General features: G+C 73.1%; 16 protein-coding genes. 13 read left to right on the plus strand and 3 right to left on the minus strand.

Going from position 1 to position 14,711, the window contains the following annotated elements:
• Positions 1-6: 6 nt before the first annotated feature.
• Positions 7-1,611, plus strand: coding sequence for a DUF885 domain-containing protein (locus RBH18_RS09925; RefSeq protein ID WP_306206028.1), 1,605 nt, complete (start codon positions 7-9; stop codon positions 1,609-1,611).
• Positions 1,612-1,911: 300 nt separating this feature from the next.
• On the opposite strand, the gene RBH18_RS09930 is transcribed toward RBH18_RS09925, so the two are convergent.
• From RBH18_RS09930 to RBH18_RS09940, 3 genes are all read right to left on the minus strand, one after another.
• Positions 1,912-2,907: a hypothetical protein gene (locus RBH18_RS09930; RefSeq protein WP_306206029.1), complete on the minus strand. Its 996-nt coding sequence runs from the start codon at positions 2,905-2,907 to the stop codon at positions 1,912-1,914.
• 314 nt (positions 2,908-3,221) lie between these two features.
• A complete protein-coding gene (locus RBH18_RS09935) occupies positions 3,222-3,839 on the minus strand; it encodes a hypothetical protein (RefSeq protein ID WP_306206031.1) in 618 nt (205 codons plus the stop codon).
• Positions 3,836-3,970, minus strand: coding sequence for a hypothetical protein (locus RBH18_RS09940; protein WP_306206033.1), 135 nt, complete (start codon positions 3,968-3,970; stop codon positions 3,836-3,838). The genes RBH18_RS09935 and RBH18_RS09940 overlap by 4 nt, the downstream gene beginning before the upstream one ends.
• 171 nt (positions 3,971-4,141) lie before the next feature.
• Here RBH18_RS09940 and eno point away from each other — a divergent pair, with 171 nt between their 5' ends.
• From eno to RBH18_RS10000, 12 genes are all read left to right on the plus strand, one after another.
• Positions 4,142-5,425, plus strand: a complete 1,284-nt coding sequence (eno, locus tag RBH18_RS09945; RefSeq protein WP_306206035.1) for a phosphopyruvate hydratase — start codon at positions 4,142-4,144, stop codon at positions 5,423-5,425.
• A 110-nt stretch (positions 5,426-5,535) separates the two neighbouring features.
• On the plus strand, positions 5,536-6,156 hold the full coding sequence (locus RBH18_RS09950) for an FtsB family cell division protein (RefSeq protein ID WP_306206037.1): 621 nt from the start codon (positions 5,536-5,538) through the stop codon (positions 6,154-6,156).
• Between the two features lie 16 nt (positions 6,157-6,172).
• Positions 6,173-6,676, plus strand: coding sequence for a DUF501 domain-containing protein (locus RBH18_RS09955; protein WP_306206039.1), 504 nt, complete (start codon positions 6,173-6,175; stop codon positions 6,674-6,676).
• A gap of 20 nt (positions 6,677-6,696) precedes the next feature.
• Positions 6,697-7,224 (plus strand): amino-acid N-acetyltransferase, encoded by a 528-nt coding sequence (locus RBH18_RS09960; RefSeq protein WP_306206041.1) that lies wholly within the window; start codon positions 6,697-6,699, stop codon positions 7,222-7,224.
• A gap of 10 nt (positions 7,225-7,234) precedes the next feature.
• Entirely contained in the window at positions 7,235-8,128 is an 894-nt protein-coding gene (locus tag RBH18_RS09965) for a Ppx/GppA phosphatase family protein (protein WP_306206043.1), read from the plus strand.
• Positions 8,125-8,868 (plus strand): uracil-DNA glycosylase, encoded by a 744-nt coding sequence (locus tag RBH18_RS09970; protein ID WP_306206045.1) that lies wholly within the window; start codon positions 8,125-8,127, stop codon positions 8,866-8,868. The genes RBH18_RS09965 and RBH18_RS09970 overlap by 4 nt, the downstream gene beginning before the upstream one ends.
• 28 nt (positions 8,869-8,896) lie before the next feature.
• Positions 8,897-9,601, plus strand: coding sequence for a DUF4129 domain-containing protein (locus RBH18_RS09975; RefSeq protein ID WP_306206047.1), 705 nt, complete (start codon positions 8,897-8,899; stop codon positions 9,599-9,601).
• Positions 9,598-10,161, plus strand: a complete 564-nt coding sequence (locus RBH18_RS09980) for a hypothetical protein (protein WP_306206049.1) — start codon at positions 9,598-9,600, stop codon at positions 10,159-10,161. Before RBH18_RS09975 ends, RBH18_RS09980 begins: the two co-directional genes overlap by 4 nt.
• A 37-nt stretch (positions 10,162-10,198) precedes the next feature.
• The gene (locus RBH18_RS09985; protein WP_306206059.1) at positions 10,199-11,185 is read left to right on the plus strand and encodes an AAA family ATPase; all 987 of its coding nucleotides are present in this window, start codon (positions 10,199-10,201) and stop codon (positions 11,183-11,185) included.
• A gap of 20 nt (positions 11,186-11,205) precedes the next feature.
• The gene (locus RBH18_RS09990) at positions 11,206-12,546 is read left to right on the plus strand and encodes a DUF58 domain-containing protein (protein WP_372338893.1); all 1,341 of its coding nucleotides are present in this window, start codon (positions 11,206-11,208) and stop codon (positions 12,544-12,546) included.
• Position 12,547: 1 nt separating this feature from the next.
• A complete protein-coding gene (locus RBH18_RS09995; RefSeq protein ID WP_306206051.1) occupies positions 12,548-13,111 on the plus strand; it encodes a hypothetical protein in 564 nt (187 codons plus the stop codon).
• Positions 13,112-13,208: 97 nt separating this feature from the next.
• Entirely contained in the window at positions 13,209-14,564 is a 1,356-nt protein-coding gene (locus RBH18_RS10000) for an NAD(P)/FAD-dependent oxidoreductase (RefSeq protein ID WP_306206052.1), read from the plus strand.
• Positions 14,565-14,711: the final 147 nt, after the last annotated feature.

Raw genomic sequence — 14,711 nt, forward strand, 5'->3', positions numbered from 1 at the left:
CGCTCCATGCCGGAGTTCGTGCCCCTCGCAGAGCGCATCGTCGACGCCATCCTGGAGAGTGATCCGGGTCGCGCGTCGGCAGCCGGCGACCACCGCCACGACGACCGGCTGCCCGACCTGTCCGCGGGCGCGGTCGCCGAGCGGGTGACCATGCTGCGCGACGCCGCCGACGCGCTCGCCGGCATCGACCCCGACGCGTTCGACCAGCAGGACCAGGTCGACCACGCGATCCTGTCGGCGCTGGTCGAGCGGGACATCTTCGAGCTGACCGACGTCCGCGAGCACGAGTGGAACCCGCTCGAGCACAATCCCGGGCCGCTGCTGCACACGCTGCTGTCCCGCCCGTTCGCGCCCGCCGAGGAGCGGCTGGCCAGTCTCGCCGGCCGGCTCGCCGCCATCCCCGACGCGCTGGCCACGGCCCGCGCGGTGCTGCGCGATGTGCCGCGCCTGCACGCCGAGGTGGCCCGCGACCAGTTCCGGGGCGCCGCCGCGCTGATCCGCGACCGGGTGCCCGCCCTCGCCGACGAGGCCGCCGCCCCCGCCCCCGACGTCAAGCCGGCGCTGGCCGCGCTGAGCGAGTTCGAGGGCTGGCTCACGGCCCGGCTGGAGAGCGGCGAGCCCGGCCGCGATCCCCGCCTGGGCCGGCGCCTGTGGGAGGCACGCCTCTGGCACACGCTCGACACCGAGCTGCCGGCCGCCGAGGTGCTCAGCCGCGCCCGGCGCAACATCGAGGAGGCCGGCGCCCAGCTCCGGGAGGCCGCCGCCGAGCTGACCGGCGGCCCGGCGACCGACGAGACGGTCCGCCGCGCCCTCGCCACCCTGGCCGCCGAGCACCCCGACGACGCCACGATCGTCGACCTGGCCCGGGTCACGATGGGCGAGGCGACCGGGTTCGTCCGCAAGCACGACCTGATGACGCTCGTCGACGACCCCTGCGTCATCGAGGAGATGCCGGAGTTCGCCCGCGGCGTCGCCGTCGCCTACTGCGATCCGCCCGGCCCGCTGGAGACGGCCGACCTGCCGACGTTCTACTGCATCGCGCCGCCCCCGGCGGACTGGCCCGCCACGCGCGTCGAGTCGTTCTACCGTGAATACAACGACCACATGATCCGCAACCTCACCGTCCACGAGGCGATGCCGGGTCACTTCCTGCAGCTCGCCCACGCGCGGCGCTTCCGGGCCGCCAGCCGGGTGCGCTCGCTGGGCTGGTCGGGCCCGTTCGTCGAGGGCTGGGCCGTCTATGCGGAGGAGCTGATGGCCGGGCTGGGCTTCGGCGGGCTGCCCGTGCGCCTCCAGCAGCTCAAGATGCAGCTGCGGATGAGCATCAACGCCGTCCTCGACCAGCTCGTCCACTGCGACGACCTGACCGAGGAGGAGGCCATGATGCTGATGACCGGCACCGGCTTCCAGGAGGAGGGCGAGGCCGCGGGCAAGTGGCGCCGCGCGCTGCTGACGTCGACGCAGCTCTCGACCTACTTCGTCGGCTACACCGAGATGGCGGCCATCGCGGCGGCCCGCCCGTTCGGCGCGACCCCGAAGGCCTGGCACGACGCGATGCTGGCGCACGGCTCGCCGCCGCCCCGCCACCTGAGCTTCCTGCTGGGCGTCTGAGTCCGTCATCGCCCCGGTTCCGCTGCGCGGGGGCCGGTTCATTTGCTGCGTGTCGCCCCGGCTGTTCGCTGCGTGTCCTCGCGGTTAGTTCGCTGCGCGGCGTCCGGGCCGGTTTGCTGCGCGGCGTCCGGTTTGCGGGGTGTCGCTCTCGGCGGGCCGCGTGTGCCGCTCGCGCGGGAAGGACGTCCGATGGCGGTCGTTGCATGTGCGCGCTGGGGTGGGGCGGCGCGCTCGGGTGGGCGGAGCTCGTGCGGGGGCGGCGTTCGGGTGGGGCGGCCCTCGTGCTCGGGTGAGGCTGGGTCAGGCGCCGGGGCGGTGGTCGGTGATGGTGGCGTTGGCGGGCAGGTCGAAGGCGCCGGCGGAGAGGTGTTCGGCGTAGTGGGTCATCGCGATCTCGATCTCGGTGCCGCCGACGACGCCGCGGAAGCTGCCGAGGACGCCTTCGTTGGTGACGCAGGCCTCGTATCCGTCGGTGGCGGTCGCGTTGCGCGGGGCGGCGCCGGTGGTGGCGGGCGGGACTGCTTCCTGGGCCACGCCGGCCGCGGTGAGCTCGAGGCCGGTCAGCTCGACACAGGTGGCGTGCCGGCCGGCGATCGTGGTGTCGTGCTGGGTGATCTGGACGTCCGACTCCAGGCCCGCCCGGGTCAGCAGCAGCTGCACCGTGCCCGTGGTGATCAGGCCCGCCGCCTCGGCCGCCGGCACCCGCTGCGCCTGCGCCGCCCGCTGAGCCGCCGCAGCCGAAGCCGCGGGAACCACGGAAGTCGCCGGAGCCCCGAGGGAAGCCGGGACGCCGGAAGCACCCGAAAAGCCGAGAGAAGACGGAACGCCGGAAGCACCCGAAACGCCGGGAGTCGCCGGAGCGCCGGAAGCGCCCGAAGCGGACAGGTCGGCGGCGGAAGGGGCCGGCGCGGACGGGGCAGGGCCGGAAGGGGGCGGCGTGGGGGAGGACGGCGGCGTCCCGGTCGAGGTCGTCGTGATCGAGCACGTCGTGGGGCGGGCGCGGGTGCGGCACTCGGTCACGGTGTCGGCGGTGACGAGGGCCTGCCCGGCCGGATAGACGTACATCGTGCGGGCCGGCTCCTGCGCCTGAGTCACGGTCGCCGTGCCGCCGCCGGCCAGCTGGTAGGTCGCCTCGTAGGTGCGGGCCGCCGAGCCCGCCAGCTGACCGGCGAGGTCGGTCATGAGGTCACTGCGCGTGAGGCCCGCGGCCGCCGGTTCGTCGAGCTCGGAGCAACCCGTCGTGACGACGAGGAGACCGACGGCTACGGCGATCAGGCGGAGGCTGGCGGAGGGCACGACCACACCTTGGCCCATGCCCGCAACCTCACGCAAACGAGATCCGCCGGCGCCGTCCGGACCGGCACCGCGCCTCGCCGGCCAAGCCGGGAAGCGCGGTCGGGGCCGTCCGGGCGGGCACCCCACTTCGCCGGCCAAGCCCGGAAGCGACGTCGACGCGGTCCGGGACACGGTCCCGACCGAGCGCCGGCCGGGATCGAGAGCTGGCCGGGATCGAGGGCCGGCCGGGATCGAGGGCCGGCCGGGATCGAGGGCCGGCCGGGATCGAGGGCGGCCGCGACCGAGGACCGGGCCGCCCGGGAGCGGCGCCGATGTCAAGCCCGCGTACGGCTGAGCAGCTGCAGCTTCATCACATAGCGCCGGATGATGCGGGCCTGGCTCTCGTCGGCCGCGAAGATGGCCACCATCTCCACGGAGAGCGGCCCCGGCGGCACCTGCTGCGGCATCGAGGCGACCCGCGACACCATGGCCGGCATTTCGACGGCCTCGTCGCCGAGCTGGATGCCGAGTTCGAGCTCCTCGCCCTCGGCGACGGCGATGCCCTCGAAGTGGGCGCGGGCGCTGTGCTCGCTGATGTCGCGGATCCAGCCGTACGCGTCGGCCTGCCCGGCCCGGCGCATGACGATCTGCTCGCCGCCGCCGCCGCGGACGAAGTGGCGCTGCTGCTCGATGAGGGCTTCGCCGTCCGTGCGCAGCTCGACGCGGTTCTCCTCCGTCTCGACGACGGCGCAGGGGAGGGCGTAGCGGCCGCGCGGGGCGGCGGACCAGCGCAGCGTGACGGACGAGCCCACCGGGGGCACGGCCGCCAGCGGCGCCGAGAGAGTCAGGCCCGCGCCTTCGGCGTGGACGATGCGGACACGGGCGGCCTGCTCGTCGGAGGCGGTCATCTCGACGTACGAGCCGGCATCGGGAAGGTGCGCGGTAGTGGTCATAGCAACCGGGCCATCGTCGTTGCACCTGGGTAGCTGAGCCCGATGAGCTTTTCTTGACCGAAGCGAAAGGCAACGCCGACGAAGCGAAAAGCAACGCCGGCGAAGCGGAAGGCAGCGCCGGCGACGACCATGCGCGGGCAGCGGGGGAGGGGAGAAAGACGGCGGGAACAACCGCACCGGAGCGTGAGTTCACCGGCCGCTGCCACGGCGTACATCGCAGGTGACTACGCTCAGGGGCGTCGTCGGCCGCAGGGTCGCGGTCCGGGGAATCATCGTCTCGAACACAAGGAGCGATACGACAGATGGCCACCATTGAAGCGATCGTCGCCCGGGAGATTCTCGACTCGCGGGGCAATCCGACCGTCGAGGTCGAGGTCGGCCTGGACGACGGCACCATCGGCCGCGCGGCCGTGCCGTCGGGCGCCTCCACCGGCGCGTTCGAGGCGATCGAGCTCCGGGACGGTGACAAGGGCCGCTACCTCGGCAAGGGCGTCGAGAAGGCGGTCAGCAACGTCGAGGACAAGATCGCCGACGAGCTGATCGGCTACGAGGCGAGTGAGCAGCGCCTGATCGACGAGAAGATGCTCGACCTGGACGGCACCTCCGACAAGTCGGAGCTGGGCGCCAACGCCATCCTCGGCGTGTCGCTGGCCGTGGCGAAGGCCGCCGCGCAGAGCGCCGAGCTGCCGCTCTTCCGCTACGTGGGCGGGCCCAACGCGCACGTGCTGCCGGTGCCGATGATGAACATCCTCAACGGTGGCGCGCACGCCGACTCGAACGTCGACGTGCAGGAGTTCATGATCGCCCCGATCGGCGCGCCGACCTTCCGGGAAGCGCTGCGCACGGGTGCCGAGGTCTACCACGCGCTCAAGAGCGTGCTGAAGAAGAAGGGCCTGTCGACCGGCCTGGGCGACGAGGGCGGCTTCGCGCCGAACCTGCCGACCAACGCCGCCGCGCTGGACCTGATCGCCGAGGCCGTGCAGGCCGCCGGCTTCACCCTGGGCACGGACATCGTGCTGGCCATGGACGTCGCGGCGACCGAGTTCTTCAAGGACGGCTCGTACGTCTTCGAGGGCGCGCCGAAGTCCACCGACGAGATGATCAACTACTACGCGAAGCTGGCCGAGACGTACCCGATCGTCTCGATCGAGGACCCGCTGGCCGAGGAGGACTGGGCCGGCTGGAGCGCGATGACCACGCAGCTCGGTGGCAAGCTCCAGATCGTGGGCGACGACCTCTTCGTGACGAACCCCACTCGCATCGGCCGGGGCATCGCCGAGGGCGCCGCCAACGCGGTGCTCGTCAAGGTCAACCAGATCGGCTCGCTCACCGAGACGCTGGACGCCGTGGACCTGGCGCACCGGGCCGGCTTCAAGACGATGATGAGCCACCGGTCCGGCGAGACCGAGGACGTCACCATCTCCGACCTGGCGGTTGCCGTGGGCAGCGGTCAGATCAAGACCGGCGCTCCGGCCCGCTCGGACCGCGTCGCGAAGTACAACCAGCTCCTGCGCATCGAGGAGGAGCTGGGCGAGGCCGCGCGCTACGCCGGGGCGGGGGCATTCCCCCGTTACCGCACCGCGTAACGCTCTGTCACGAGATCATGGAGTTGTGGCGCCGCGTTTCGGGGGCATAGTGTCCTCGGGGAGCAGGTGCCGCAGCTCCATGGTCGCGCGTGCCGGGGGGAGGGCAACCGATGACGCAGCGCCGCAGTCCGAGTGGGCAGGGGCCGACGCGCCGCCCCACGGGTTACGCGGGGCGACCGGGCGTGCGCTCCGCGCGCACGGGCCAGGGGCGCAGCCGCGACACGGCCGCGACCCGCATCGAGCCGCGCCGTAATCCGGCGACCCGCACCACCGGCAGCATCAGCAGGTCGGGCAGCCGTCCGGCGGCGGCGCGCCGGGCCGCGGCGGCCGGGGCGACCAAGCGCACGGTGGCCACCCGCCCCAAGACCTTCACCGGCCGGGCGGCGGTCCTCGTGGCCGTGCTGATCGCGCTCGCCCTGGCCTACACCTATCCGGTGCGCGTCTACCTCGCCCAGGAGTCCCAGATCGCCCAGATGCAGGCCGACCAGGCCGCGCAGCAGGCGACGATCCAGGGCCTGGAGGAGGAGGCGGAGAAGTGGAACGACCCGAAGTACATCGCGATCCAGGCGCGTGAGCGGCTGCAGTATGTGCGGCCCGGCGAGATCCCCCTGCTTGTCTATCGCAACGACGCCGAGGCCGCCCGCGACGCCGGCGGCACGACCGCGGCCGCCGATCCCGGCCGGTGGTACGACACACTGTGGGGCAGTGTGGCGGCAGCGAACGAGGAATGAGACTCCAGTTAACGAGATGACGACCCCGTCCGAGAAAGATCTCGACATCGTCGCCGAGCAGCTCGGCCGCCGTCCCCGCGGCACCCACGCCGTGGCGCACCGCTGTCCGTGCGGCAACCCGGACGTCGTCGAGACCGAGCCGCGGCTGGACGACGGCACGCCGTTCCCGACCACGTTCTATCTGACCTGCCCGCGGGCGACGGCCGCGTGCAGCCGGCTCGAGTCGGCGGGCGTCATGCGGGAGATGCAGGAGCGGCTGAGCACCGATCCCGAGCTGGCTCAGCGTTACCGCGCAGCGCACGAGGACTATCTGGCCCGCCGCGAGGCGCTCGGCCACGTCCCCGAGATCGCCAAGATCTCCGCCGGCGGCATGCCCGATCGGGTGAAGTGCCTGCACGTGCAGCTCGGCCACGCGCTCGCGGCCGGCCCCGGCGTCAACCCGTTCGGCGACGAGGTCCGCGCGGCGATCGAGCCGTGGTGGGAGGACGGCCCGTGCGTGTCGCTGCCGAGGGAAGCGTGACGACAGCGGACGGAACACCCGTGAGCCGGCCGGGGGAGGGCAAACCCGCGGTCACGATCCGGCGCGCCCGGACCTCGGACGTCCGCGGGATCCGCGCGCTCGTGGACACGTACACGGCGGATCGCAGGCTCTTGAGCAAGGCGACCGTGACGCTCTACGAGGCGGTGCAGGAGTTCTGGGTCGCGGTCGAGCCGGAGTCGCAGCGTGTCGTCGGGTGCGGGGCGCTGCACGTGATGTGGGAGGACCTGGCGGAGATCCGCACGGTCGCCGTCGACCCGTCCTGCCGTGGCCGGAAGATCGGCCACCAGATCGTGCAGGCGCTGCTCGACGTCGCCCGCGAGCTCGGCGTCGCCCGGGTCTTCTGCCTCACGTTCGAGACCAAGTTCTTCGGCTCGTTCGGGTTCGCCGAGATCGACGGCGCGCCGGTGCCGCACGCCGTCTACGAGCAGCTGCTCCGCTCGTACGACGAGGGTGTCGCCGAGTTCCTCGACCTCGAGCGCGTGAAGCCCAATACGCTCGGCAACACCAGGATGTTGCTGCATCTCTAAGGAGTGCCCTGTGCGCGTCGCGGCCATCGACTGCGGGACGAACTCGATCCGCCTGTTGATCAAGGACGGCGGGACGGACGTCAGTCGCCGGATGGAGGTCGTGCGCCTGGGCGAGGGCGTCGACCGGACGGGCATGCTCGCCCCCGCCGCGATCGAGCGCACCCGGCGAGCGCTGGAGGGCTACGCCGCGGAGATCCGTGACTCAGGCGCCGAGCGGGTCCGCATGTGCGCCACGAGTGCCTCGCGGGACGCCTCCAACGCCGCCGACTTCCGGGCGATGGTCCGCGAGGTGCTGGGCATCGATCCCGAGGTGATCAGCGGCGACGAGGAGGCCCGGCTGTCCTTCGCCGGCGCGGTGCGCGGCCTCGACGCCGAGCCGCCCTACCTGGTGGTGGACATCGGCGGCGGCTCGACCGAGTTCGTGGTCGGGTCCGGGGCGGTCGAGCACGCGATCTCGATGGACATCGGCTGCGTCCGGATGACCGAGCGGCACCTGCACTCCGACCCGCCCACCGCCGCCGAGATCGCCGCGGCGGAGCAGGACATCACCAAGGCCGTCGACACCGCGTTGCGCAAGGTCTCCGGTCACGGTACGGCCACCCTGGTCGGCCTGGCCGGCTCGGTCACCACGGTCACGGCGCTGGCCCTGCGCCTGCCCGAGTACGACTCCGCGCGCATCCACCACGCCCGCGTCTCCGCCGACGACGTGGCGAAGGTGACCTCGGATCTGCTCGGTGCGACGGTCGCCGACCGTCTCGAGCTGCCCGTGATGCACCCCGGACGCGCGGACGTCATCGGCGCCGGGGCGCTCATCCTGCGCGTCATCATGGAACGCGCGCGGAAGACGTCCGTGGTGGCGAGCGAGCACGACATCCTCGACGGCATCGCCTTCTCGCTGCAGTGAGCGCTGTCAGCCGTACGCCCGCCGAAGTCGCCACCCACGCGGCCGCGGCGCCCGATCTCGCCGTGCTCGACGCGGACATCGCGGAGTGTTTCGCCTGCCCGCGCCTCGTCGCGTGGCGTGAGGACGTGGCGGCCACGAAGCGTGCCTCCTTCCGCGACGAGACCTACTGGGGGCGGCCGATCGCGGGCTTCGGGCCGGCCGACTCGTCGATCGGCGTGCTCGGCCTCGCCCCGGCGGCGCACGGTGGCAACCGGACCGGCCGCATCTTCACCGGCGACCGCTCCGGCGACGTCCTGATCGCGGCGATGCACCGCGCCGGGCTGGCCAACCAGCCGACCAGCGTCCGCGCCGACGACGGCCTGGAGCTCTTCCACACGCGGATGTTCCCGGCCGTGCGCTGCGCCCCGCCGGACAACAAGCCGCTGCCTGAGGAGCGCGACACCTGCGCGCCCTGGCTGCACCGCGAGGTCACCCTGCTGCGGCCGACCCTCAGGGTGGTCGTCGCGCTGGGTGCCTTCGCCTGGGCCGCGTGGTGGCCCGTTCTCCAGCGGGTGTACGGCATCCGCCCGCCCGTCCCCCGCCCCCGCTTCGGCCACGGGGCGCAGGTCGCGCTGCCGGGCGCACCGGTGCTCCTGGGCAGCTACCACGTGTCGCAGCAGAACACGTTCACGGGCCGGTTGACGCCCACGATGCTCGACGACGTCTTCGGCAGTGCGAAGGGTGTCGCGGGCCTGGCATGATGCGGGGCACAAACCCGTAAGGACAAAAGTGGATCTCGCCGCACTGCGCCGCTGGTGGCCCCTGGCCGCCGTCGTCGCGCTGCTCACGCTCGCCGGGCTGGCCGCGACCCGGTCGGCGCCGCAGCTGGAGCGCTTCAACCCCGACGCGCCCCCCGCCGCCGAGGAGGTCGCCCCGCTGCTGCCACCCTCGCCCGAGCCGGTCGCCTCCTCGCCGTCCCCCCAGCCCGTCGAGGCCGCCCGGGGCCTGCCCGACTGGGCGGGGACGGCGGCGGTCTGGGCGCTCGGCGTCGTCGGGGCGGTGCTGCTGGTGCTGATCGTCTGGGCGGTGCTGCGGGACACGGCGCGCCGGCGGGTGCGACGCGGGGGCCGGCACGGGAAGAAGCGCTCGGACGCCCGTACGGCGGAGGATCTGGTTGCCGCAGTTGACGCCGGCCTGCAGGAGCTGTCCGATTCCGATCGGGACCCGCGCCGCGCCGTGATCGCGTGCTGGGTCCGTCTCGAGGACGCCGCCGCGGCCGCGGGCACGCCCCGCCATGCCGGGGACAGCCCCACCGACCTCGTCGCGCGGCTGCTGGCCGAGCAGCGCGTCGACGCGGCCGTGCTGCACCCGTTCGCGCACGTGTATCGGCAGGCTCGCTACGCGACCCACACGGTCGACGACCAGATGCGCAGCCAGGCCCGGCGGGCGCTGGAGCGGTTGCGCACCGATCTGGGGGCGGGGGTGGGCGCGTGAGCCTCGACGAGCTCTTCACCGAAGAGGGCGACGACAGGCCGGGTGGCGAGCACCCGGAGAAGCGGCATTCCCGGTTCGGGTGGCTCGTCCGGACGGTACTGCTCGTCGGCGGCGCCACCGCGATCACCATGGCCGTGCTGCACGCGCGCGGCATCAAGGTCTCGCTGCTGCTCGTGGCGACGGCGTTCCTGGCGCTGCGCCTGATGATGTGGGCGGTGTCCCAAGTGGCCCCGCCGCCGGCGCCGCGCCGGTCCACGCCCGCGGGCTCGCCGGACGGGCAGCGCGGCGACACCCTCCAGCAGGCGGTTCGTCGCTGGGAGCGGCAACTCGACTGGTCGAAGGACGACGGCGAGCGGTTCTCGCGTATCGTCCTGCCCGCACTCGCGGAGCTGACCGACGAGCGGTTGCGGTTGCGCCACGGCGTGACGCGGGCGTCGGATCCGCGGCGGGCGCGCGAGATCATGGGGGAGCCGCTGTGGCAGCTGCTGGCCGGTTCGGAGCGGCGCCTGCCGAAGCCGCGGGAGATGGCGTCGTACGTCGACGCGCTGGAGAGGATCTGAGAGGGATGGATCGGTGACGGACGCGAACGTGGAGGCGATGCCGCCCTACGAGGTGGGTCGCCTGGCCGGCGCGATCCTCGACTCGGTCGGCAGCGTGGTGGTCGGCAAGCGGGACGCCTTGGAGCTGGTGCTCGCGGGCATCCTCGCCGGCGGTCACGTGCTGCTCGAGGACCTGCCGGGGCTGGGCAAGACGCTGACCGCCCGGTCCTTCGCGCAGGCGCTCGGGCTGGACTTCCGGCGGCTGCAGTTCACCCCCGACCTGTTGCCGGCCGACGTGACCGGCTCCTTCCTCTACGACCAGCGCAAGGGCGACTTCGCCTTCCGGGCCGGCCCGGTCTTCACCAACATGCTGCTCGCCGACGAGATCAACCGCACGCCCCCGAAGACCCAGGCGGCGCTGCTCGAGGCGATGCAGGAGAAGCAGGTCTCGGTCGAGGGCGTGACCTACCGGCTCGACCCGCCGTTCCACGTGCTCGCCACCGCCAACCCGATCGAGTACGAGGGCACGTACCCCCTGCCGGAGGCGCAGCTGGACCGCTTCATGCTGCGCGTGTCGTTCGGCTACCCCACTCAGGACGAGGAGTGGGACGTCCTGCGCCGGCGCATGTTCCGCCGCCAGGAGGAGGCGCAGCTGTCGCCGGTCGTCGACGCGCGCACGCTGCAGGCGATGCAGACGGCGCTGGAGTCGGTGGCCGTCGAGGACTCGATCGGCCGCTACATCGTCGCGCTGGCCGCCGCCACCCGCGAGCACCCCTCCGCGCTGGTCGGCTCGTCGCCGCGCGGCTCGCTCGCCCTGCTGCTGCTCGCCCGCGCCCGGGCCGCCATGGCCGGCCGCGACTACGTGGTGCCCGAGGACGTGAAGGACGTCGCCCTCCCGGCGCTCGCCCACCGCATCACGCTGCGGCCGGAGATGTGGCTGCGCCGGGTCGACCCGACGTTCGTGGTCCAGGAGGTGCTGCAGAGCGTGCCGGCGCCGGCCAGCGGGGCGCTGCCGACCTACGCGGGCGGGTACGCCGAGCAGTGACCGTCACCGACTCCCCGACGCTGCGGGCCTCCGTGCCGCCCGCGGAGCCGGTCGCCGCCGAGGGCTGGTCCGCGCCGGCCTGGGTGCCGACCCGCGCGCTGGGGCGTACGGTCCTGCTCACCGGCCTGCTCCTGGTGCTCGGCGTGGCGCTCGGCCGGGTCGATCTCGTGCTGCTCGCGGCGCCCTTCGCGATCGGGGCGGCCGTGGGGCTGCGGCGGATGCCACGCTCGGCGCCCGAGCTGACCATCGAGGCCGGCGGCGACCACATCGTCGAGGGCGGCGAGGTGCAGGCGGCCGTCACTGTGGGCAACCCCGACGTCATCCCGTACGACCTCGTGGTCCTGCGCACGCGTACCTCCCCGTGGGTGCGGCTGGAGGATGCCGACCGGCCCTTCGCCGTACGCGTGGAGCCCGACGGCTGGACCGCTGTGGACCTGTCCGGGCGCGCGGTGCGGTGGGGCCGCCAGGACGTCGGACCGGCCGCCGCCCGGGTTGCCGCGTGCGGCGGGCTGCTGGCGTGCCGTCCGGTGGTCGTTCCGGCCCGGGGCGTACGCGTCTATCCGGAGACCGAGCCGTTCGCCGCGACCGAGGCGCTGCCCGCGGCCGCGGGACTGGTCGGCAACCATCGGTCGCGGCGGCCGGGGGAGGGCGGCGAGCTGGCGGGCGTACGCCCCTTCGCGCCCGGGGACCGGCTGCGGCGCATCGACTGGCGGGTTTCCCTGCGTACGCGGGATCTGCACGTCGCCGCCACCCTCTCCGACCGCGACGCCGAGGTGCTGCTGTTGCTCGACGTGCTCGGCGAGGCGGGGGTGTCCGGCGGGGTCGAGGGCAAGGCGTCGGTGCTCGACACGACGGTCCGCGCGGCTGCCGCGATCGCCGAGCACTATCTGCAACGCGGGGACAGGGTCTCCCTTGCCGAGTACGGCTCCTCGGCGCGCCGCCTCCGCCCGGCGACCGGCCGCCGTCAGTACCTCACCGTGCTGGAGTGGCTACTGGACGTTCGCGCCTCGTCGGAGTCCGCCTCGGAGGAGTACACCTTCGGCGCGCACAACGTCTCCTCGGACGCCCTGGTCGTGGTGCTGACCCCGCTCGTGGACCCGCGCGCCGCGGACATGCTGGCCGGGCTCGTGCAGTCGGGGCGCTACACCGTGGCGGTCGACACGTTGCCCGCCGGTGCGGCGGCGCCGGCCTCGGGGCCGTTCACCGAGCTGGCCACCCGGTTGTGGCGGATGGAACGGGAGAACGTGCTCGGACGGTTGCGGGAGCACGGCGTACCGGTGGTGGCGTGGGCCGGGGCGGGCAGCCTGGACCTGGTGCTGCGGGACGTGTCGCGGCTGGCCTCCGCGCCCCGGGGGCGCTGACGTGGCAGGACGGTTGTCGTCTCGTGCCGCGCGGGTGCGGCGTACCGTTTCCCGCGCGACGATCCTGCCGCTGCTCGTCAGGGCCGGTGTTGCCGTCGCCCTCTTCGGCGCGCTGACGGTCGCGTGGCCCGTCTCGATCGTGACCAGCCGCTATGCCGGCGCCTTCGTGCTCGCGGCGCTGTGGCCGGCCGTCGCCCCGCGCGGCCGCTCGGTCACGGTCGTCGCCGTCGCCGTGGTGGGCGGCTGGATCGCCGACACCACCTGGTACGACTCCCGCGTCGCCCTGTGGCGGGTGCTCGCCATCGCCACCCTGCTCTATCTCGGACACACGCTGGCGGCCCTGGCGGCCGTGCTGCCGGCCGACGCGATCGTGAACCCGGCGGTCCTGACCGGGTGGCTGACCCGGGCCGGGCTGGTCGTGCTGGGTTCCGCGGTCCTGACGGTCGTCGTGCTGAGCCTGACGGCCGGGCTGGCCGGGGGCGCGTTTCTCGTCGCGACCCTGGTCGGACTGGCTGCGGCGGTGGCCGCGACGGTGCTGATAGCCCGGTTGTTGCGCCGTCCGTGACCGGCCGTTCACCATTCGCCGTCGATCTTGACTGCGGCAAGTTGTTGTTGGTCACACAACGGGGCATCAGAACCGGCCGAGCGCGACAATGGCAGGCGTGAACCCGCAACGCATCGTGGTCGTCGGCGCAGGGCACGTCGGTCTCTACACGGCCCTCCGCCTGTCGAGGAAGCTCAACTCGCGCAAGGCTGAGGTCATCGTCATCGACCCGCAGCCGCACATGACCTACCAGCCGTTCCTCCCGGAGGCCGCGGCCGGCAACATCTCGCCGCGCCACTCGGTGGTGCCGCTGCGCCGCGAGCTGAAGCGCTGCACGATCGTCGCGGGTGAGGTCACCAAGGTCGAGCACGCCCGCAAGACGGTCACCGTGCAGCCGATCGACGGCCCGGTCAAGGAGATCGCCTACGACCACATCGTGGTCGCCCCGGGCTCGGTCTCCCGCACGTTGCCCATCCCGGGCCTGCGCGAGCGCGGCATCGGCCTCAAGACCATCGGTGAGGCCATCTACCTGCGCAACCACGTGCTCGACCGGCTCGACGTCGCGGCCGTGACGCCCGACCCCGAGGTGCGCAAGGCCTCCCTCACGTTCCTCTTCGTCGGCGGCGGCTTCGCCGGTGCCGAGGCGCTCGCGGAGATGGAGGACGTCGTCCGCGACGGCCTGAAGTACTACCCCGAGCTCAAGCAGGAGGAGGTCCGCTTCATCCTGGTCGAGGCGGCCAACCGGATCCTGCCCGAGGTCGGCCCGCAGATGGGTGCCTACGCGGCGCGTCAGCTGCGCAAGCGCGGCATCGACATCCGCCTCGAGACCATCATGAAGTCCTGCGTGGACGGCGAGGTGCACCTCTCCGACGGCGAGGTGTTCCGCTCCGAGACCATCGTGTGGACCGCCGGCGTCAAGCCGTCCCCGATGCTCGCGCAGACCGACCTGCCGCTCGGCCCGCGCGGCCACGTCAACTGCCTGACCACGCTGCAGGTCGCCGACGAGGACGGCAAGGTGCTCGACGGCGCCTGGTCGGCCGGCGACTGCGCCCAGGTGCCCGACCTGACCAACCCCGGCGGCTGGTGCTCCCCGAGCGCGCAGCACGCAGTGCGGCAGGCGGCGGTGCTCGCCGACAACATCAAGGCCGTGGTCATCGGCGCCCAGCCCAAGGACTACAAGCACAAGTATGCGGGCTCGGTCGCCAGCCTCGGCCTGCACAAGGGCGTCGCGAAGGTCTACGGCGTCAAGCTCAAGGGCTGGCCGGCGTGGATGATGCACCGCATCTACCACGTGAGCCGCATCCCGTCGTTCAACCGCAAGGTGCGCGTGCTGGCCGACTGGAGCCTCGCCTCGGTGCTCAAGCGCGAGGTCGTGTCGCTGGGTCAGCTGCACGAGCCGCGCGAGGAGTTCGAAGAGGTCACGCCCCACCTCGAGGCGCCCGCCGACAAGCCCGTCGCGGCCGCGGCCCGCTAGGCCCACCCGCTTTTCAAAGCGCCCACGGGGGTTCCCCGTGGGCGCTTGCTCGTTCCGTCCTCCCGGGGGCTGTCCGTCGTGGCCTGGCGGGGCGGCATTCGCTACGGTTATGGCGGCGACACCCGGCCCGGGTGGTGGAACGGCAGA

The sequence above is a fragment of the Actinoplanes oryzae genome (assembly GCF_030757795.1).
Taxonomy (GTDB): domain Bacteria; phylum Actinomycetota; class Actinomycetes; order Mycobacteriales; family Micromonosporaceae; genus Actinoplanes.

Excerpts from the sequence above, each read along its gene's own strand:
- RBH18_RS09925 (WP_306206028.1), top strand. The coding sequence starts at position 7 with ATGCCGGAGTTCGTGCCCCTCGCAGAGCGCATCGTCGACGCCATCCTG.
- RBH18_RS09935 (WP_306206031.1), bottom strand. The coding sequence starts at position 3,839 with ATGACCACTACCGCGCACCTTCCCGATGCCGGCTCGTACGTCGAGATG.
- RBH18_RS09940 (WP_306206033.1), bottom strand. The coding sequence starts at position 3,970 with ATGGTCGTCGCCGGCGCTGCCTTCCGCTTCGCCGGCGTTGCTTTTCGC.
- eno (WP_306206035.1), top strand. The coding sequence starts at position 4,142 with ATGGCCACCATTGAAGCGATCGTCGCCCGGGAGATTCTCGACTCGCGG.
- RBH18_RS09950 (WP_306206037.1), top strand. The coding sequence starts at position 5,536 with ATGACGCAGCGCCGCAGTCCGAGTGGGCAGGGGCCGACGCGCCGCCCC.
- RBH18_RS09955 (WP_306206039.1), top strand. The coding sequence starts at position 6,173 with ATGACGACCCCGTCCGAGAAAGATCTCGACATCGTCGCCGAGCAGCTC.
- RBH18_RS09985 (WP_306206059.1), top strand. The coding sequence starts at position 10,199 with ATGCCGCCCTACGAGGTGGGTCGCCTGGCCGGCGCGATCCTCGACTCG.